Genomic DNA, 17,050 nt, shown 5'->3' on the forward strand with positions numbered 1-17,050 from the left:
AGCGCCACCGAGCAACCCCCTACAACCACTTGGACACCAAGTGATCGGCTTCAATCCGCCGAATAGTCCCCGAATGCGACCGAAGAACGATCGACTCGGTGCGGATGATCGGCCCCAACCGCTTCACCCCGGCCACGAGCCCTCCGTCGGTCACCCCGGTCGCCACGAAGAACGTGTTGTCCCCCCGAACCAGGTCGTCGGCTTCGTACAGCTTGTCGACGTCGAGCCCCGCGTCGATCCCCTTCTGCCGTTCGTCGTCGTCCTTGGGCGCGAGCCGCGTCTGGATGAAGCCGCCGAGCGCCTTGATCGCGCACGCCGTGGCGACGCCCTCGGGGCTGCCGCCGATCCCCACGCACATGTCGATCCGGGTGCCGTACCGGGCCGCGTTGATGCCGCCGGCGACGTCGCCGTCGAGCATGAGCCGGGTGCCGGCCCCGGCGGCACGGATGTCGTCGATCAGCTGTGCGTGCCGCGGCCGGTCGAGCACGGCCACGCGGATGTCGCCGACCTCCTTGCCCTTGGCTTTCGCGAGGGCCCGGATGTTGTCGCCGATCGGCCGGTCGATGTCGATCACGCCGATGCCGTCGGCATCCGTCACGATCTTGTTCATGTAGAACACCGACGACGCGTCGAGCATCGAACCGCGGTCGGAGGCGGCGAGCATCGAGATGGCGTTCTGTCGCCCCGCGGCGGTGAGCGAGGTGCCGTCGATCGGGTCGACGGCGATGTCGCACGACGGCCCGCGGCCGGTGCCGACGTGCTCGCCGTTGAAGAGCATCGGCGCCTTGTCTTTCTCGCCCTCACCGATCACGATCACGCCGTCGAAGTCGACCGTGCCGAGGAACGCGCGCATCGCGTCCACCGCGGCTCCGTCGGCGGCGTTCTTGTCGCCTTTTCCGATGAACGGCTGCGCCCGGATGGCCGCGGCCTCGGTGGCCCGCACGAGCTCGAGTGCGAGGTTGCGGTCGGGCTGCTCGTAGAGGGGGGCGGAGTCGGCGGTCATGACGTGTCCTTTCGGGAGAGTCTGGCGGGCCGGAGCGCGACGGCGGCGTCACGACGGAGTGAAGCGGGGCGCATCCGTTGCCGCGATCCAGCCTATCGGCCCGGCCGGTGCCACGCGCGCTGGCTAGAATCGGGATGACACGGGTCCGGCCGGCGCGCTGCTGTCGCGCCCACCAAAGGAGATGACATGCCCATTGCAACCCCCGACCAGTATGCAGAGATGCTCGACAAGGCGAAGGCCAAGGGGTTCGCGTACCCCGCGGTGAACGTCTCGTCGTCGCAGACGCTCAACGCGGTGCTGCAGGGCCTGGCCGAGGCGGAGTCGGATGGCATCATCCAGGTCACCACCGGCGGCGCCGACTACTTCGCCGGCCATACCGTCAAGGCCCGCGCCACCGGTGCGCTCGCGTTCGCCGCGTTCGCGCACGAGGTGGCCAAGAGTTACCCCATCACCGTCGCGCTGCACACCGACCACTGCCCCCAGCCCGCGCTGGCCGACTTCGTGCTTCCGCTGATCGCCGCTTCCGAAGAGGAGGTCAAGGCGGGCCGTAACCCCATCTTCCAGTCCCACATGTGGGATGGCTCGGCCATCCCGCTCGACGAGAACCTCACCATCGCCGAGGACATGCTGAAGCGCACGAAGGCCATCAACGCCATCCTCGAGGTGGAGATCGGCGTCGTCGGCGGCGAGGAGGACGGCGTCAGCCACGACATCAACGAGCACCTCTACACGACGCTGGATGACGCGATCAAGACGGTCGAAGCGCTCGGCTTCGGCGAGCAGGGCCGGTACATGGCCGCGCTCACCTTCGGCAACGTGCACGGCGTGTACAAGCCGGGCAACGTGAAGCTGCGCCCGGAGCTGCTGAAGGAGATCCAGGACGGCCTCGCCGCGAAGTACGGCACCGGCCCGAAGCCGCTCGACCTCGTCTTCCACGGCGGATCGGGCTCCTCCGACGCCGAGATCGCGGAGGCGGTCGCGAACGGCGTCATCAAGATGAACATCGACACCGACACGCAGTACGCCTTCACCCGCTCGATCGCGGGCTCGATGTTCACCAACTACGAGGGTGTGCTGAAGGTCGACGGCGAGGTCGGCAACAAGAAGCAGTACGACCCCCGCGCCTGGGGCAAGGTGGCCGAGACCGCCATGGCCGCGCGCGTGGTCGAGGCCACCCAGCAGCTGGGCTCGGCCGGCCACTCGGGCAAGTAAGCACCGGGAGAACCACCATTCGGGAGACGAACGCGTGACCGACGAACGACCGAAGCCGAAGTACGGCGAGCTGGCCCCGGAAGGCTGGGTGTGGAAACCACCCCAGCCCACGACTCCGGATGCGCACCAGACCCCCTCGCCGGCTTCGGCTCCGGTCGTTTCGCCGACCGCGCGGGCGGAGGCGCCGGACTCGTCGACGAAGCCGCGCAACACGACCGATCTGGTGATCACCTCGATCCTGCTCGTCATCGGCCTCATCACCACGGCCAACAGTGTCTCGAGCCTGCTCGAGCTGCCGGCGATCATCCAGCAGGTGCTCGACATCCAGGGCCTCGACGTCACCTATACGGCGACAGCGGCAGCCAACCTGCTCGGCACCATCGGCGCGGTGGTGCTCGCGCTCATCTACGCGGCGGCGGTGTGGCTCTCGGTCATCGCGCTGCGGGCGCGACGGCGGGCGTTCCCCATTCCGATCGCCTGCGCCGTGCTCAGCTTCATGGCGATGTTCTTCGTGCTGATGCTCGCGTTCTTCGCCGACGGCGGGCTCATGAACGCCATCCTCGAGCAGTCGCGCTAGCGCTGCGCGGTTCGGGCACGGGCTCGCGCTCAGACCCGGCCGGCGTCCTCAGGCGCGGTGGCGGCCGCCCAGCGCCCGGGTGTCCTTCTTGCCCGCGGTGTCGCGCCGCAGCTCTTTGGGCAGCGAGAACACGAGGTCTTCCTCCGCCGTCTGCACGGTCTCGATGTCGCCGTAGCCGGCGCCCGCGAGGTCGTCGAGCAGCTCCTGCACGAGCACCTCGGGAACGGATGCGCCAGAGGTCACCCCGACCGTCTCCACGCCGTCGAGCCACTCCTGCTTCACCTCGTGCGCGTAGTCGACGCGGTAGGCAGCCTTCGCGCCGTATTCCAGCGCCACCTCCACGAGACGCACCGAGTTCGACGAGTTCGCCGAGCCGACCACGATCACGAGGTCGGCGCCCTGCGCCACCTTCTTGATGGCGACCTGCCGGTTCTGGGTGGCGTAGCAGATGTCGTCCGACGGCGGGTCCTGCAGGTTCGGGAACTTCTCCCGCAGACGCCGCACGGTCTCCATGGTCTCGTCGACCGAGAGCGTGGTCTGCGAGAGCCAGACCACCTTGTCGGGGTCCTTCACCTCGATGTTCGGCACGTCGTCGGGGCTGTTCACGAGCGTGATGTGCTCGGGTGCCTCACCGGCGGTGCCCTCGACCTCTTCGTGGCCCTCGTGGCCGATCAGCAGGATCTCGAAGTCGTCGCGCGCGAACCGAACCGCCTCGCGATGCACCTTGGTGACCAGCGGGCAAGTCGCATCGATGGCCTGCAGGCCCCGATCGGCCGCTCCCTGGACGACCGCGGGCGAGACACCGTGCGCCGAGAACACCACGTGCGCACCCGCGGGCACCTCGTCGATCTCGTCGACGAAGATGGCGCCGCGCTTCTCGAGCGTCGTGACGACGTGCACGTTGTGCACGATCTGCTTCCGCACGTAGACCGGAGCCCCGTAGTGCTCGAGCGCCTTCTCGACGGCCACGACCGCCCTGTCCACTCCTGCACAATAGCCACGGGGGGCGGCGAGCAACACACGCTTGTGCCCGGCCACGGGATTATCCTTTAGCCTGTTGCGAGTGCCGGGGATCCTCGGCATCGGCAGGCTGATGGTCGTCGCAGTGCTCACCCTCTGAGTCTACGTCGAACGATCTGGACAACTGCCGGATGACCGAACCGACCGCACCCAACCACACCTCAGGAGCATCCGCCGTGACCGACGCCCCCAGCTTCGTCTCGGGTCCGCCGACGGCCGACAACCCGTGGCCGGTCGGCGAGCTGGCGGCGAAGATCCGCGGCTACATCGAGCGGCTCGGCACCGCCTGGGTCGAAGGCGAGATCACCCAGTGGGGCGTCTCCGGCGGCAACGTCTACGGCAAACTCAAGGATCTCGAGGGCGATGCCACGATCAGCTTCACCATCTGGTCGTCGGTGAAGGCGCGCATCCCGGCCGATCTGAAGCACGGCGACCACGTGGTCGCGCTCATCAAGCCGAACTACTGGGTGCGTGGCGGCACGCTCACCATGCAGGTGTTCGAGATGAAGCACGTGGGGCTCGGCGACCTGCTCGAGCGCCTGGAGCGGTTGCGCGCCCAACTCGCCGCTGAGGGGCTGTTCGACGCGTCTCGCAAACGCCCGCTGCCGTTCCTCCCCCGGGGCGTCGGGCTCATCACGGGCAAAGACAGCGACGCCGAGAAAGACGTGCTGCGCAACGCCCAGCTCCGCTGGCCCTCGGTGCGCTTCCGGGTGGTGCACGCCGCGGTGCAGGGCGACCGCACGGCCCGCGAGGTGGTGGCCGCCATCCGGGAGCTCGACGCCGACCCCGAGATCGACGTCATCATCGTGGCCCGCGGCGGCGGCGACTTCCAGAACCTGCTCGGCTTCAGCGACGAATCCGTCGTTCGTGCGGCGGCCGCGGCGACGACACCCATCGTGAGCGCGATCGGGCACGAGGCCGACCGGCCGTTGCTCGACTCGGTGGCCGACCTGCGCGCCTCCACCCCGACCGATGCGGCGAAGCGGGTCGTCCCCGACGTCACCGAGGAGCTGGCACGGGTCGACCAGGCGCGCACGCGCATCCGGAGCCGTCTGACGGCCTACCTCTCCCGCGAAATCGACCGCGTGGAGCAGATCCGCAGCAGGCCGGCGCTCGCGAACCCCGGCTGGATCATCGATTCCCGCTCCGAGGAGCTCACCCGCTTCGTCGCCCGGGGCGACGAACTGGTCACCCGGGTGATCGAGCGCGAGGGCAACACGGTGCGCGAGCTCGCGGGCCACCTCCGGGCGCTCTCGCCGCAGCGCACCCTCGACCGCGGCTACGCCATCGTGCAGGGCGCCGACGGTCACATCGTCCGCACGAGCACGGATGCGCCGGACGGCACCGCCCTCACCGTGACCGTGGCGGAGGGCTCGCTCGACGCGGTCTCCCGCGGGCCGCACTCAGACTCCCGGCACCCCGGCGATCGATAGGATTGAACCATGGCAGTCCCGCCCGCATCCGACGTCCAGGCGTTGAGCTATGAAGACGCGCGCGACGAACTCATCCGGGTGGTCGCGGAGCTCGAGCAGGGCTCGGCCACGCTCGAGCAGTCGCTCTCGCTCTGGGAGCGCGGCGAAGCGCTCGCCTCGCGCTGCGAGGAGTGGCTGATCGGCGCCAAGGAGCGCCTCGATGCCGCGCGCGGCGCGGCGAGCGGGCAGGGCTGATGGCCAGGAGCACGGAGAAGCCGGTCGTCGCCGAACTCGGCCGGCCCGAGACCCCCGAGGAGACCGCGGCCCGCAAGGCGGAGCAGTCGCGGCTCTACCGCGACCGCAAGACGCTCAACAACCTCCTCTACGCCCTGCTGGTGTGCGTGGGCCTGGTCGCGGTGATCGTCTTCCTCGTGCCGCGCAGCGACACCTCGCTCCTGCAGGCGGTCGATTACCAGAAGGTGGCGGCGGATGCGCAGCCGTCGATGCCCATTCCGCTCACCGTGCCCGCTCTCCCCGACGGCTGGACCTCGAACGCCGCCGAGATCCGCACCTCCACGGGCGACGACATCGTGTCCTGGTACATCGGGCTGTTGACGCCCGAGAAGCAGTACGTGGGCATCACGCAGGCGCTCGACGCGAACCCGAGCTGGCTGAACGACCAGGTGGCGAAGGGGCGGGCATCCGACGTCGTCACCATCGACGGCGTGCAATGGGACGTCTACGACAACCGCACCTCGTCGGCCGATGTCGGCAACGCCGAGTACGCGCTCACGACCGAAGCGGGCCGCGCGACCTATGTCGTGTTCGGTTCGGCCACGCCGGAGGAGATCGCGCTGGTCGCGGGCTCCCTCACCGACAACATCCAGCAGCAGGACGATTCGCCGGCGACGGCGACCAACGGAGCGAAATGACCGACAGCACCACCGAAGCGACGACGCCCGCCCGGGTCTGGGCCACCATGGTGCGCGGAAACGAGCGGTTCATCGCCGGCACGCCCAAGCACCCCCGCCAGGACGCGGAGACCCGAGCCGAGCTGGCCGGTCTGCAGACGCCTCGCGCGGCGCTCCTCGGCTGCTCCGACTCCCGGCTCGCGGCCGAGATCATCTTCGACCTCGGCCTCGGCGACCTCTTCGTGGTGCGGAACGCCGGCCAGGTGGTGTCCGAGTCGGCCATCGGCAGTCTCGAGTACGCCGTCGAAGTGCTGGGCGTCTCGCTCATCGTGGTGCTCGCGCACGACGCCTGCGGTGCGGTGCGGGCCGCCATCGACTCCCAGCTGCCGGATGCGGCGCCGCTGCCCGGCCACATCGGCTCCCTCGTCGACCGGATCGTGCCGGCGCTCGCCCACGTCGACGCGGGGCGCGCCGACGACGGCAGTCTGCTCGAGGCTCCGGATGCGGCGGTGGTCGGCCGCGCCCACCTCCGCGACACCGTGCGCGAGCTCCTGGAGTCATCGGAGATCGTCACAGCGGCGGTGGCGGACGGTAGATTGGCTGTGGTGGGTGCGAACTACCGGCTGGCCGAGGGCCGTGCCGTCGCCGACATCGCCATCGGCGAGATCTGACGCATCCGACCAACCCCCGCGACAACCCCGAACCGGCGGCGCAGCGCGCCACGGGCACACGAAAGGACGACCACACAGTGGTGGAGAACGCCTCGGAGACCGAGTACCGCATCGAGCACGACACCATGGGTGAGGTCAGGGTTCCGGTGAGTGCCCGCTACGGCGCCCAGACCCAGCGCGCGGTGGAGAACTTCCCGGTCTCGGGCGATGTGCTCGAGCCCGCCCAGATCGCGGCGCTGGCCCGCATCAAGAAGGCGGCGGCACTCGCGAACAAGCAGCTCGGTGTGCTCGACGCCGGCATCGCGGATGCGATCGCCGCCGCCGCCGACCGCGTCGTGGCCGGCGAGTTCGGCAGCGACTTCCCGATCGACGTCTACCAGACCGGCAGCGGCACCTCGTCGAACATGAACATGAACGAGGTGCTCTCCTCGCTCGCCTCCGAGTCGCTCGGTTCGCCGGTGCACCCGAACGACCACGTGAACGCCTCCCAGTCGTCGAACGACGTGTTCCCCACCTCGGTGCACGTCGCGGTGACCAGCGCCCTCATCCACGACCTCATCCCGTCGCTCGAGCACCTCGCGGAAGCCTTCGAAGAGAAGGCGACGCTGTGGGCGACCGCCGTGAAGTCCGGCCGCACCCACCTCATGGATGCGACGCCCGTGACGCTCGGCCAGGAGTTCGGCGGGTACGCCATGCAGATCCGGCTCGGCATCGAGCGCGTGAAGTCGGCGCTGCCCCGGGTGGCGGAGGTTCCGCTCGGCGGCACCGCCGTCGGGACCGGCATCAATACGCCCGCCGGGTTCCCGCAGCTCGTCATCGAGCTGCTCGCCGATGAGACGGGCCTCCCGATCACCGAGGCGCGCGACCACTTCGAGGCGCAGGGCGCGCGGGACTCGCTCGTCGAGGCATCCGGTGCGCTGCGGGTGCTCGCCGTGTCGCTCACGAAGATCTGCAACGACCTCCGCTGGATGGGGTCGGGCCCCAACACCGGCATCGGCGAACTGCACATCCCCGACCTCCAGCCGGGCTCGTCGATCATGCCCGGCAAGGTCAACCCGGTCATCCCGGAGGCCGTGCTGATGGTGTGCTCGCGCGTCATCGGCAACGACGCGTCGATCGCCTGGTCGGGCGCGTCGGGAGCGTTCGAACTCAACGTGGCGATCCCGGTGATGGGCACGGCGCTGCTCGAGTCGATCCGGCTGCTGTCGAACTCGGCGGTGCTGCTGGCCGACAAGACCGTGGCGGGCCTCGAGGCCAATCTCGACCGGGCGCGGGCACTGGCCGAGTCGTCGCCGTCGATCGTGACACCGCTCAACCGCATCATCGGCTACGAGGCGGCGGCGAAGATCGCCAAGCACTCGGTGGCCCGCGGCATCACGGTGCGCGAGGCCGTCATCGACCTCGGCTTCGTCGAGCGCGGAGAGGTCACCCTCGAGCAGCTCGACGCGGCCCTCGACGTGCTGTCGATGACCCGCCCGCCGGCGGCCAAGTAGCCCGCGCGGCGCCCCGGCGCCCACACGAGAACGACGGAGCCTGCGCCCACCTTCGGTCGCAGGCTCCGTCGTTTCGGCTTTTCGGGCCGATTCTCCGTCGTTCCGGGCCGCCGAGCGGGTAGCACGGAGCGATCAGGCGGCGACCCCGAGGGCGGCGGCGGCCCAGAAGGTGGCGAGCAGGGCTGGGCCGAGCGGCACGCGGGTGGCGGCGAGCGTCGCTCCGCCCACGAGCGTCGCCGCGACCTGCACCGCCACGAGCGTCCCGCCCACGACGAGAGCGTGGGCAATGACGTCCGGACGCCCGAGCACCCCTGTCATCCCCGCCGAGCCGCCGAGCCACGCGCCCAGCTTGACGTCGCCCATTCCTACAGCGCCGACCGCCCAGCCGGCCCCCAGCACGCCGGCAGCGACAACGACGCCGGCCAGCCCGGCGAACCCGGCCAGCGCATCCGGTGGCCCCCGCAGGGCCGCACCGATCAGCGCCCACGTCAGCACCACCAGCCCCGGCACCACGAGCGCGTTCGGGAGACGGTGTTCTCGTGCATCCGTCACCGCCAGCGGCACGCTGACAGCGGCGAGATGGACGAGCGGCACGAGGGCGAAGATCGACATGCCCCGACGCTACGAGGATCGCATCCCGGGCCGGGAGCATCCGCGCGATCTGTGGATGACGCCGGCGTGTGCACAAAGCCGGCCCGCCCGTTCAGGACGAACGGACGGGCCGGCAAGACCCAGCGAGGTGAGGGTTACGCGAGCTCGTTCGACTCCAGCATCTCGGTGACGAGAGCCGCGATCGCCGAGCGCTCCGAGCGCGTCAGCGTGATGTGTCCGAACAGCGCGTGCCCCTTCAGGGTCTCGATCACCGAGGCGACGCCGTCGTGCCGGCCGACGCGCAGGTTGTCGCGCTGCGCCACGTCGTGCGTCAGCACCACCCGCGAGTTCTGCCCGATGCGGGAGAGCACCGTCAGCAGCACGTTGCGCTCGAGCGACTGCGCCTCGTCGACGATCACGAAGGCGTCGTGCAGCGAGCGCCCACGGATGTGCGTGAGCGGCAGCACCTCGAGCATGCCCCGGTCGATCACCTCGTCGAGCACGTTCTGCGACACCAGCGAGCCGAGCGTGTCGAACACCGCCTGCGCCCACGGGTTCATCTTCTCGGCAGCGTCACCCGGCAGGAAGCCGAGCTCCTGGCCACCCACCGCGTACAGCGGCCGGAACACCATGATCTTCTTGTGCTGCTGCTTCTCGAGCACCGCCTCGAGCCCGGCGCAGAGGGCCAGAGCGGACTTCCCCGTACCAGCTCGACCCCCCAGCGACACGATCCCGACCTCCGGGTCGAGCAGCATGTCGATCGCCACCCGCTGTTCGGCTGAGCGGCCGTGCAGGCCGAACACGTCGCGGTCGCCGCGCACGAGCCGGAAGGAGTCGCGCCCGTTCACCCGGCCGAGCGCCGAGCCACGGTCGGAGTGGATGACGAGGCCGGTGTTCACGGGCAGGTCGCGCACCAGCGGCGTCACGAACTCCTCGTCGTCGTACAGCCGGGACATCTCGTCGGAGCCGAGCGTGATGTCGGCGAGCCCCGTCCAGCCCGAGTCGACCGCGAGTTCGGCCCGGTACTCCTCGGCCGCCAGACCGATCGAGGCTGCCTTCACCCGCAGCGGGAGGTCTTTCGACACCACCGTGACCGCGTAGCCCTCGTTCGCCAGGTTCATCGCCACGGCGAGGATGCGCGTGTCGTTGTCGCCCAGCTGCAGCCCCGAGGGCAGCACCGACGTGTTGGAGTGGTTGAGCTCGACCCGCAGCGTCCCGCCTTCCGTGCCGACCGAGATCGGGAAGTCGAGTCGTTCGTGCTGGATGCGCAGCTCATCGAGGTTGCGCAGCGCCTGCCGGGCGAAGTAGCCGATCTCGGGGTCGTTGCGCTTCGACTCCAGCTCGGTGATGACGATCACCGGGAGGACGACCGCGTGCTCGGCGAACCGGAAGATCGCCTTCGGGTCGGACAGTAAGACCGAGGTGTCCAGAACGTAGGTCACCTCGGTCGTCGATGTCGTACTCGGGCGGTGGGTGGTGCTTCGTGCATCCTTTCCGGTGTTGGTCCCGCTGGTCTGGTGAGTCATGGGCTCGGCCACATCCACTCCAATTCCGAACGCGCGGCGCTCGGTTCAGTCGGCGATCGGGCCACAGTCAGAGTGTCGAAACGTACTTATGTGGCCGTTTCGATCAGGCGCCATGCCTGATGAGACGAACCTACGTCCGTGTCGCCCGCGGCAGGTTACGACACGCACCGAATCGGATTAACTTCGTGTTACACGCCTGTAATTCACGCGGCGCGAACGCAATCGGCGCAGCCGATGGGCGCCCCTCAGCCGCCGAAGCGGCGCTGGCGCCGGGCGTAGTCGCGCAGCGCGCGGAGGAAGTCGACCTCACGCACATCCGGGCCGAGCGCCTCCATGAAGTAGAACTCGCTGTGCGCCGACTGCCACAGCATGAAGTCGCTCAGCCGCTGCTCGCCGGAGGTGCGGATGACCAGGTCAGGGTCGGGTTGACCTCCGGTGTAGAGGTGTTCGCCGATCAGCTCCTGGTCGATGGCCGCCTCGAGCTCGTCGAGCCCGTGACCGAGCGCCTTGTGCTTCTGGATGATGCTGCGCACCGCATCCTCGATCTCCGACCGCCCACCGTAGCCGATGGCGAGGTTCACGTGCAGCCCGCTGTTCGTCGCCGTGCGGGCCTCGGCCGCGTCGAGCGCTGCGATCAGGGGTTCAGGGAGTCCCGCATCCGACCCGACGTGCTTGACGCGCCAGTCGCGGTAGCGCGAGATGTCGTCGGCGAGGTCGGCGATGATCTCGATCAGCTCGGTGAGCTCCTCGCCGGAGCGGTTCTTGAGGTTGTCGGTGGAGAGCAGGTACAGCGTCACCACCTCGATGCCGAGGTCGTCGCACCACACCAGGAACTCGCGGATCTTCGCCGCACCCGCCCGGTGCCCGTGCGCCGCGGTGCCGAGTGACCGCTGTTTCGCCCACCGCCGGTTGCCGTCGAGGATCATCGCGACGTGCTTCGGCAGCACCACCCCGTCGGCCTCGAGGTGCTGACGGATGCGCCGCTGGTACAGACGGTAGAGCAGCCCTTTCCCGACCTTCTGCTGGCGATTCGACACACCGATACCGTACTCGCTCCCGGCGGGCACCACCTGCATGCACCCCCGGATGCCATCCGGCACCCGGTGCGTTCCCAACGCCCGTGCGGAGGGCGGGCGTAGTCTGGCGGCATGGCGTCCCCCGAGTCCCCCTCCCCCACCCATCCGGGCCCCGAGACGCGGGCGAGCCAGCTCGCCGGGTCGACGGATGCGGTGAGCGACTCCCCCGCCGACGGCGGCCCGGAGTTACCGAAGATCCCGCTGCTCGAGGACGTGATCGAGCATCTGGCGGCGGAACTCAAGCCCACCTGGCGCGGCTGGATCCACGCGGGCACCTTCCCCTTCACCATCGCCATGGGCATCGTGCTCATCTGCCTGGCCGACGGCGCGCCGGCCAAGTGGGCGAGCGCCGTGTTCATGCTCACCTCGATGCTGCTCTTCGGCAACTCCGCGCTCTACCACCGCTTCAACTGGAAGCCGAAGACGAAGCTGCTGCTGAAGCGCATCGACCACGCCAACATCTTCTTGCTGATCGCGGGCACGTACACCCCGATCGCGGTGCTGGCGCTGCCGCCGGAGAAGGGCGTGTTGCTGCTCAGCGCCGTCTGGGCGGGGGCCCTGCTCGGCATCGGGTTCCGGGTGTTCTGGATTCACGCGCCCCGCTGGCTGTACGTCATCCTCTACCTGGCGCTCGGCTGGGCGGCGGTGATGTACGTCGTCGACATCTTCCAGGCCAACCCGGCGTCGCTCGTGCTCGTGCTCGTCGGCGGCCTCGCCTACACGCTCGGGGCGGTGGCCTACGGCCTGAAGCGCCCCAACCCGTTCCCCGGCCGATTCGGGTTCCACGAGATCTTCCACACGCTGACCGTGGTGGCCTTCCTCTGCCACTGGACGGCGATCCTCCTGCTCGCGATCGCCCCGCCGTTCAACGGCTGACCCGTCAGCGGCGTCAGCGGCGTCAGCGGCCGGGGCCCTCCGCGGGCGTCTCGCCGCTCTCGCTCGCCTGCTTCGCGGCGAGCTCCGCCTCGAGCTCCTGCCGCACCTGGTCGCGGTAGTTCACCCGGCGCACCCGGCGCACCATGTCGATGATCAGGAGCACCGTGATCACGGCGACGAGGAAGGTCACGATGAAGCCGACCACACCGGGCGTCACGGTGTCGGGATCGGGGGTGACCTGGTCGTCGGCGAACACGGCACCGGCCGCGACGAGGAGGGACGTGGCGATCACTCGTCGTCCTCGATCCCGTCGAAGAGGTCGGCCTCGGGCGTCGGTGCGTCGACCCGGGAGTCGGCGAGCTGGAAGTCCTCGAACGGCCAGGCGCGCTGCTGCACGTCCCCCGGCCAGAAGAAGAACGGATGATCGGGGGCGACCTGGCTCGCGTGCGAACGCAGCGCGGCGTCGCGCACCGGGAAGAACGGTCCGGCGGGGATGCTCACGGTGGCCACGTACTCGCGGTCCTTCATCCAGCCCCGCATCTCGGTGAGCGACTCGATCAGCGGGTTCTCCGGGTCTTCGGCCTGCAGCATGGTGAATGCCGCCTCGAACCGCTTCGGGTTCATGATCTGGTCGTAGTAGAGCTTCGACACCGACCAGGCCGGCCCCGCATCCGGGTACGCGGATGCGTCGGCCGCGGCCCGGTAGGCCAGCGCCGAGACCTCGTGGCAGCGGATGTGGTCGGCGTGCGGGTAACCGCCGTTCTCGTCGTAGGTGATGAGCACGTGCGGACGGTACTCGCGGATGAGCTTCACGAGCGGCGCCGCGGAGGTCTCGACCGGGATGGCGCCGAAGGAGTTGGTGGGCACCGGGTCGCCCGAGCCCGGCTCCTGGTAGCCGGAGTCGACGTAGCCCAGCCAACGGTGCTGGAAGCCCACCGCCGCCTGCGCGGCCGCCATCTCGACCCGGCGGAGGCCGCCCATGTCGCGCTCGGCCCAGAATCGCGGCTCGAGCTTCTCGTTGAGGATGGAGCCGCGCTCACCGCCGGTGCAGCTGACCACCATCACGTCCACGCCGCGATCGAGATAGTAGGCGTAGGTGGCGGCACCCTTGCTCGACTCGTCGTCGGGATGGGCGTGCACGGCCATGAGGCGCAGCGTCAGCGGTCTCAACTCCTCAGGAATAGCAATTAGCCTGGTACCAGACCACCACCAAGACTAATTGTTTTCCCCCGGGAGTATGCCGCGTGAGCATGGACGACGAGACGCAGCCGGCGTCGCCCGCCGCACCCGTCGAATCCGCTGAACTGCAGGCACGCTACGGTCGCACCCCGGGGCGCCGCCTGCGGGGCCGGCTGTTCGCGTGGATCGGCGGCGCAGGCGCGGTGCTGGTGGCCTTGGTGTGGGTGATCTGGGCCGGGCTCGACGGCAGTTCCGCGACGGTCGCCACGCAGGACACCGCGCACACCGTCATCGACTCCCGCAGCGTGCAGGTGGAGTTCGACGTCACCGTGCCGCGGGGCGCCACCGCCAGTTGCGCGGTGCAGGCGCTCAGCGAGAAGTTCGCGGTGGTGGGCTGGAAGGTCATCGATCTGCCCGCATCCGACCAGTCCACCCGCTCGTTCTCGGAGACCGTGCGCACGAGCGAATTGGCCTCGACGGGTTTGATTTACGACTGTTGGCTCACATAGTCTTTCTTGATCGTCCGGGCCGGTTCGGCTCGGACGACTGCTGCTCAAAGGGAGTATTCCGATGGCTGAAGACACGCAGGTCACCTTCCTCACCCAGGAGGCGTACGACCGTCTGGCGAACGAGCTCGAGGAACTGTCGGGGCCGGCCCGCACCGAGATCGCGAAGCGCATCGAAGCGGCGCGCGAGGAGGGCGACCTCAAGGAGAACGGCGGCTACCACGCGGCCAAGGACGAACAGGGCAAGATCGAGGCGCGCATCCGTCAGCTCACGCAGCTGCTGCGCACCGCTCAGGTCGGCGAGACGCCCGAGAGCCACGGCGTCGTGGAGTCGGGTGTCGTCGTGACGGCCGTGGTCGCCGGCGGTGAGGAGCGGTTCCTGCTCGGCAGCCGCGAGATCGCGGGCAACACCGACCTCGACGTCTACAGCGAGCAGAGCCCGCTCGGCGCGGCCATCATGGGCCTGAAGATCGGCGAGAAGACGACGTACACGGCCCCCAACGGCCGTGACATCACCGTCGAGGTCACGAACGTCGAGACCTTCACCGGCTGACCGCGAGGAGGTCAGTCCTCGAGGCGCAGCTCGTAGCCCGCGTCGCGGAGTTTCGCGATGACCTGGTCACGGTGGTCGGGCCCGCGGGTCTCGATGTGCAGCTCGAGCTCGACCTGGCTGATCTGCAACCCCTTGCCGTGCCGGGTGTGCAGCACCTCGACCACGTTGGCGTTCGCCTCGGCCACGAGCTCGGCCGTGCGGGCGAGCTGGCCGGGCCGATCGGGCAGCATGATGCGCAGCTTCAGGTAGCGGTCGGATGCGGCGAGGCCGTGACTGATCACGCGCTGCATGAGCAGCGGGTCGATGTTGCCGCCGGAGAGCACCACCACCGTCTTCCCGGTGTCGCGCACCTGACCGGAGAGGATCGCCGCGACCCCGGCCGCGCCGGCCGGCTCGACGACCTGCTTGGCGCGTTCCAGCAGCACGAGCAGCGCCCGTGCGATGTCGGCCTCCGAGACCGTCACGACCTCGTCGACGAGGTCGCGGATGATCTCGAAGTTCAGGATGCCCGGCTTCGCCACGTGGATGCCGTCGGCGATGGTGGGGCTCGTCGTGATCTGCACGGGCTCCCCCGCGGCCAACGACGGCGGGTAGGGCGCCGCGTTGGCGGCCTGCACGCCGATCACCCGCACCGTGCGGCCCTCGGCAGCCGCCCGCTGCTTCACGGCGCTCGCGATGCCCGAGATGAGCCCGCCGCCGCCGATCGAGACCACAAAGGTGTCGGCATCCGGAACCTGGTCGAGCATCTCGAGGCCGAGCGTGCCCTGGCCGGTGACGACGTCGATGTGGTCGAACGGCGGGATGATGACGGCACCGGTCGCGTGCGAGAACTCGGCCGCCGCGCGCAACGCCTCCTCCACGGAATGACCACGCAGGATGACGTCGGCGCCGTAGTGCCGGGTGGCCTGCAGCTTCGGCAGCGGCACACCGATCGGCATGAAGATGGTGGCTTTGATGCCGAGCTCGCGTGCCGCGAAGGCCACGCCCTGGGCATGGTTGCCGGCCGACGCCGCGACGACGCCGGCGGCCTTCTCGGCGTCGCTCAGCGACGAGATGCGGTTGTAGGCGCCACGGATCTTGTACGACCCCGTGCGCTGCAGGTTCTCGCACTTGAGGTACACCGGGGAACCCACGATCTCGGCGAGGTAACGCGAGCTCTCCATGGGGGTCACCTGGGCGGCCTTGGCCACCCGCTCCCGGGCGTTCTCGATGTCGGCCAGGGCGGGGCCGGCGAAAGTGGTGTCGGACTCAGACATTCAGCGGTGGTTCCTCACGGGTTCGCAGAGCGGGGTCGCGCCAGGTGCCCCCGGCGATGTAGTTGATCATGACGTTGAGGGTCGCCACCACGGGCACGGCGAAGAAGGCCCCGGCGATGCCGGCGACCATCGATCCGCCCGCCACCGCGAGCACCACGGCGAGCGGATGCACGCGCACGGCCGTGCCCATCACGAGCGGCTGCAGCACGTGCCCCTCGATCTGCTGCACGAGCAGCACCACGCCGAGCATGATGAGGGCGATGACCGGCCCGTTGTAGACGAGGGCGATGAACACGGCGACCGCCCCGGTGACGACCGCACCGATGATCGGGATGAACGAGCCGAGGAACACCAGCACCGCGATCGGGATGGCGAGCGGCACCTGCAGGATGAAGGCCCCGAGCCCGATGCCCACCGCATCGATCGAGGCGACGAGGATCTGCACCTTCACGAAGCTCTGCAGCGTCGCCCAGCCGGCCTTGCCCGCGCCATCCGTCGCCGCCCGCGCCCGGCGCGGGAACAGCCGCACCAGCCAGGCCCAGATGCGCGAGCCGTCGATCAGGATGAACAGGGTGGAGAACAGGGTCAGCAGCACACCGGTGAGCACGTGCCCGACGCTCGAACCCACCGCCGCGGCACCGGAGAGCAGCGCCGCGCTGTCCTGCTGCACCGCGGCCCAGGCCTGCGCCACGTAGGAGTTGAAGTCGCTCTCCGAGACGTGCAGCGGCGAGTCGGCGAGGAAGGCCTTGAGGTCGTTGTAGGAGTTCATCGACTGCGTGCGCAAGTCGTCGAAGCCGGAGGTGACCTGGGTCACGACCAGGAAGACGAGGCCCGCCACCACCACGATCGTGCTGAGCTCGGCCACCGCGATCGCGGCCCAGCGCGGCCACCGGTGCCGCACCAGGAAGTTCTTGAACGGCACCAGCAACGCCGAGAGCACCACGGCCACCAGCAGCGGGATGATGAGCAGCCGCAGTTGGATGATCAGGAACACCAGCGCCGCGAGCACGGCCAGCACCACGAGGATGCGCCACGACCACGCACCCGCGATGCGCATGCCGAGCGGCACGGAGTCGTCACCGCTGCGCGACCGCCCGCGCGGGCCGGACAGCGTCGTCTTGCTGCGCTTCAGGCCGCCGCGGCGAGCCGGCTCGTTGTCGGACATGAGCCAAGTCTAGGAGCGGATGT

At 69.4% G+C, this 17,050-nt stretch carries 19 protein-coding genes; 10 read left to right on the plus strand and 9 right to left on the minus strand.

Annotation, left to right across the window (positions count from 1 at the left end):
* Nucleotides 1-19 precede the first annotated feature (19 nt).
* Complete coding sequence (gene glpX, locus AC3WLB_RS17000) at nt 20-1,003, minus strand: class II fructose-bisphosphatase (RefSeq protein ID WP_492507979.1); 984 nt, start codon at nt 1,001-1,003, stop codon at nt 20-22.
* A 186-nt stretch (nt 1,004-1,189) separates the two neighbouring features.
* Between glpX and fbaA the strand changes: the two genes are divergently transcribed.
* On the plus strand, nt 1,190-2,215 hold the full coding sequence (gene fbaA, locus AC3WLB_RS17005; protein WP_022896224.1) for a class II fructose-bisphosphate aldolase: 1,026 nt from the start codon (nt 1,190-1,192) through the stop codon (nt 2,213-2,215).
* A gap of 34 nt (nt 2,216-2,249) precedes the next feature.
* Entirely contained in the window at nt 2,250-2,792 is a 543-nt protein-coding gene (locus AC3WLB_RS17010) for a DUF6264 family protein (RefSeq protein WP_492507982.1), read from the plus strand.
* A 48-nt stretch (nt 2,793-2,840) separates the two neighbouring features.
* On the opposite strand, the gene AC3WLB_RS17015 is transcribed toward AC3WLB_RS17010, so the two are convergent.
* Complete coding sequence (locus AC3WLB_RS17015) at nt 2,841-3,875, minus strand: 4-hydroxy-3-methylbut-2-enyl diphosphate reductase (RefSeq protein WP_031282084.1); 1,035 nt, start codon at nt 3,873-3,875, stop codon at nt 2,841-2,843.
* Nucleotides 3,876-3,943: 68 nt separating this feature from the next.
* Between AC3WLB_RS17015 and xseA the strand changes: the two genes are divergently transcribed.
* The 5 genes from xseA (at nt 3,944) to AC3WLB_RS17040 (ending at nt 8,299) form a co-directional block, all read left to right on the plus strand.
* On the plus strand, nt 3,944-5,245 hold the full coding sequence (gene xseA, locus AC3WLB_RS17020; RefSeq protein ID WP_492507984.1) for an exodeoxyribonuclease VII large subunit: 1,302 nt from the start codon (nt 3,944-3,946) through the stop codon (nt 5,243-5,245).
* Between the two features lie 9 nt (nt 5,246-5,254).
* Nucleotides 5,255-5,479: an exodeoxyribonuclease VII small subunit gene (locus AC3WLB_RS17025; protein ID WP_022896228.1), complete on the plus strand. Its 225-nt coding sequence runs from the start codon at nt 5,255-5,257 to the stop codon at nt 5,477-5,479.
* Nucleotides 5,479-6,156, plus strand: a complete 678-nt coding sequence (locus AC3WLB_RS17030; protein ID WP_492507986.1) for a DUF4245 domain-containing protein — start codon at nt 5,479-5,481, stop codon at nt 6,154-6,156. The genes AC3WLB_RS17025 and AC3WLB_RS17030 overlap by 1 nt, the downstream gene beginning before the upstream one ends.
* Nucleotides 6,153-6,806 (plus strand): carbonic anhydrase, encoded by a 654-nt coding sequence (locus AC3WLB_RS17035; protein WP_492507988.1) that lies wholly within the window; start codon nt 6,153-6,155, stop codon nt 6,804-6,806. The genes AC3WLB_RS17030 and AC3WLB_RS17035 overlap by 4 nt, the downstream gene beginning before the upstream one ends.
* Nucleotides 6,807-6,883: 77 nt before the next feature.
* Entirely contained in the window at nt 6,884-8,299 is a 1,416-nt protein-coding gene (locus tag AC3WLB_RS17040; RefSeq protein WP_492507990.1) for a class II fumarate hydratase, read from the plus strand.
* 132 nt (nt 8,300-8,431) lie between these two features.
* Here AC3WLB_RS17040 and AC3WLB_RS17045 read toward each other — a convergent pair whose 3' ends face one another.
* The 3 genes from AC3WLB_RS17045 to AC3WLB_RS17055 form a co-directional block, all read right to left on the minus strand.
* A complete protein-coding gene (locus AC3WLB_RS17045; protein ID WP_492507992.1) occupies nt 8,432-8,911 on the minus strand; it encodes a prepilin peptidase in 480 nt (159 codons plus the stop codon).
* Nucleotides 8,912-9,045: 134 nt separating this feature from the next.
* On the minus strand, nt 9,046-10,416 hold the full coding sequence (gene phoH2, locus AC3WLB_RS17050; protein WP_492507994.1) for an RNA 5'-3' helicase PhoH2: 1,371 nt from the start codon (nt 10,414-10,416) through the stop codon (nt 9,046-9,048).
* A gap of 245 nt (nt 10,417-10,661) precedes the next feature.
* On the minus strand, nt 10,662-11,453 hold the full coding sequence (locus AC3WLB_RS17055) for an isoprenyl transferase (RefSeq protein WP_031281221.1): 792 nt from the start codon (nt 11,451-11,453) through the stop codon (nt 10,662-10,664).
* Nucleotides 11,454-11,564: 111 nt separating this feature from the next.
* On the opposite strand from AC3WLB_RS17055, the gene trhA reads away from it, so the two are divergent.
* A complete protein-coding gene (gene trhA / locus AC3WLB_RS17060; RefSeq protein ID WP_492507996.1) occupies nt 11,565-12,368 on the plus strand; it encodes a PAQR family membrane homeostasis protein TrhA in 804 nt (267 codons plus the stop codon).
* Nucleotides 12,369-12,390: 22 nt separating this feature from the next.
* Here the strand turns inward: trhA and AC3WLB_RS17065 are convergent, their stop codons facing one another.
* Both AC3WLB_RS17065 and mca read right to left on the minus strand, forming a co-directional pair.
* Nucleotides 12,391-12,660, minus strand: coding sequence for a hypothetical protein (locus AC3WLB_RS17065; RefSeq protein ID WP_492507998.1), 270 nt, complete (start codon nt 12,658-12,660; stop codon nt 12,391-12,393).
* A complete protein-coding gene (mca, locus tag AC3WLB_RS17070) occupies nt 12,657-13,514 on the minus strand; it encodes a mycothiol conjugate amidase Mca (RefSeq protein WP_492508000.1) in 858 nt (285 codons plus the stop codon). Before mca ends, AC3WLB_RS17065 begins: the two co-directional genes overlap by 4 nt.
* A 104-nt stretch (nt 13,515-13,618) precedes the next feature.
* On the opposite strand from mca, the gene AC3WLB_RS17075 reads away from it, so the two are divergent.
* Both AC3WLB_RS17075 and greA read left to right on the plus strand, forming a co-directional pair.
* The gene (locus AC3WLB_RS17075; RefSeq protein WP_492508197.1) at nt 13,619-14,056 is read left to right on the plus strand and encodes a DUF4307 domain-containing protein; all 438 of its coding nucleotides are present in this window, start codon (nt 13,619-13,621) and stop codon (nt 14,054-14,056) included.
* A gap of 61 nt (nt 14,057-14,117) precedes the next feature.
* Complete coding sequence (gene greA, locus AC3WLB_RS17080; RefSeq protein WP_022895323.1) at nt 14,118-14,606, plus strand: transcription elongation factor GreA; 489 nt, start codon at nt 14,118-14,120, stop codon at nt 14,604-14,606.
* 11 nt (nt 14,607-14,617) lie between these two features.
* On the opposite strand, the gene ilvA is transcribed toward greA, so the two are convergent.
* Together ilvA and AC3WLB_RS17090 are read right to left on the minus strand one after the other, a co-directional pair.
* Nucleotides 14,618-15,862 (minus strand): threonine ammonia-lyase, encoded by a 1,245-nt coding sequence (gene ilvA / locus AC3WLB_RS17085; protein WP_492508002.1) that lies wholly within the window; start codon nt 15,860-15,862, stop codon nt 14,618-14,620.
* On the minus strand, nt 15,855-17,027 hold the full coding sequence (locus AC3WLB_RS17090; RefSeq protein WP_492508004.1) for an AI-2E family transporter: 1,173 nt from the start codon (nt 17,025-17,027) through the stop codon (nt 15,855-15,857). The genes ilvA and AC3WLB_RS17090 overlap by 8 nt, the downstream gene beginning before the upstream one ends.
* Between the last annotated feature and the right edge of the window lie 23 nt (nt 17,028-17,050).

The sequence above is a fragment of the Herbiconiux sp. FW305-C-125 genome (assembly GCF_058783455.1).

Coding starts and splice junctions, on each gene's coding strand:
- glpX (WP_492507979.1), bottom strand. CDS start 1,003: ATGACCGCCGACTCCGCCCCCCTCTACGAGCAGCCCGACCGCAACCTC.
- fbaA (WP_022896224.1), top strand. CDS start 1,190: ATGCCCATTGCAACCCCCGACCAGTATGCAGAGATGCTCGACAAGGCG.
- AC3WLB_RS17015 (WP_031282084.1), bottom strand. CDS start 3,875: ATGCCGAGGATCCCCGGCACTCGCAACAGGCTAAAGGATAATCCCGTG.
- xseA (WP_492507984.1), top strand. CDS start 3,944: ATGACCGAACCGACCGCACCCAACCACACCTCAGGAGCATCCGCCGTG.
- AC3WLB_RS17025 (WP_022896228.1), top strand. CDS start 5,255: ATGGCAGTCCCGCCCGCATCCGACGTCCAGGCGTTGAGCTATGAAGAC.
- AC3WLB_RS17030 (WP_492507986.1), top strand. CDS start 5,479: ATGGCCAGGAGCACGGAGAAGCCGGTCGTCGCCGAACTCGGCCGGCCC.
- AC3WLB_RS17035 (WP_492507988.1), top strand. CDS start 6,153: ATGACCGACAGCACCACCGAAGCGACGACGCCCGCCCGGGTCTGGGCC.
- AC3WLB_RS17045 (WP_492507992.1), bottom strand. CDS start 8,911: ATGTCGATCTTCGCCCTCGTGCCGCTCGTCCATCTCGCCGCTGTCAGC.
- phoH2 (WP_492507994.1), bottom strand. CDS start 10,416: ATGACTCACCAGACCAGCGGGACCAACACCGGAAAGGATGCACGAAGC.
- trhA (WP_492507996.1), top strand. CDS start 11,565: ATGGCGTCCCCCGAGTCCCCCTCCCCCACCCATCCGGGCCCCGAGACG.
- mca (WP_492508000.1), bottom strand. CDS start 13,514: ATGGCCGTGCACGCCCATCCCGACGACGAGTCGAGCAAGGGTGCCGCC.
- AC3WLB_RS17075 (WP_492508197.1), top strand. CDS start 13,619: ATGGACGACGAGACGCAGCCGGCGTCGCCCGCCGCACCCGTCGAATCC.
- greA (WP_022895323.1), top strand. CDS start 14,118: ATGGCTGAAGACACGCAGGTCACCTTCCTCACCCAGGAGGCGTACGAC.
- ilvA (WP_492508002.1), bottom strand. CDS start 15,862: ATGTCTGAGTCCGACACCACTTTCGCCGGCCCCGCCCTGGCCGACATC.
- AC3WLB_RS17090 (WP_492508004.1), bottom strand. CDS start 17,027: ATGTCCGACAACGAGCCGGCTCGCCGCGGCGGCCTGAAGCGCAGCAAG.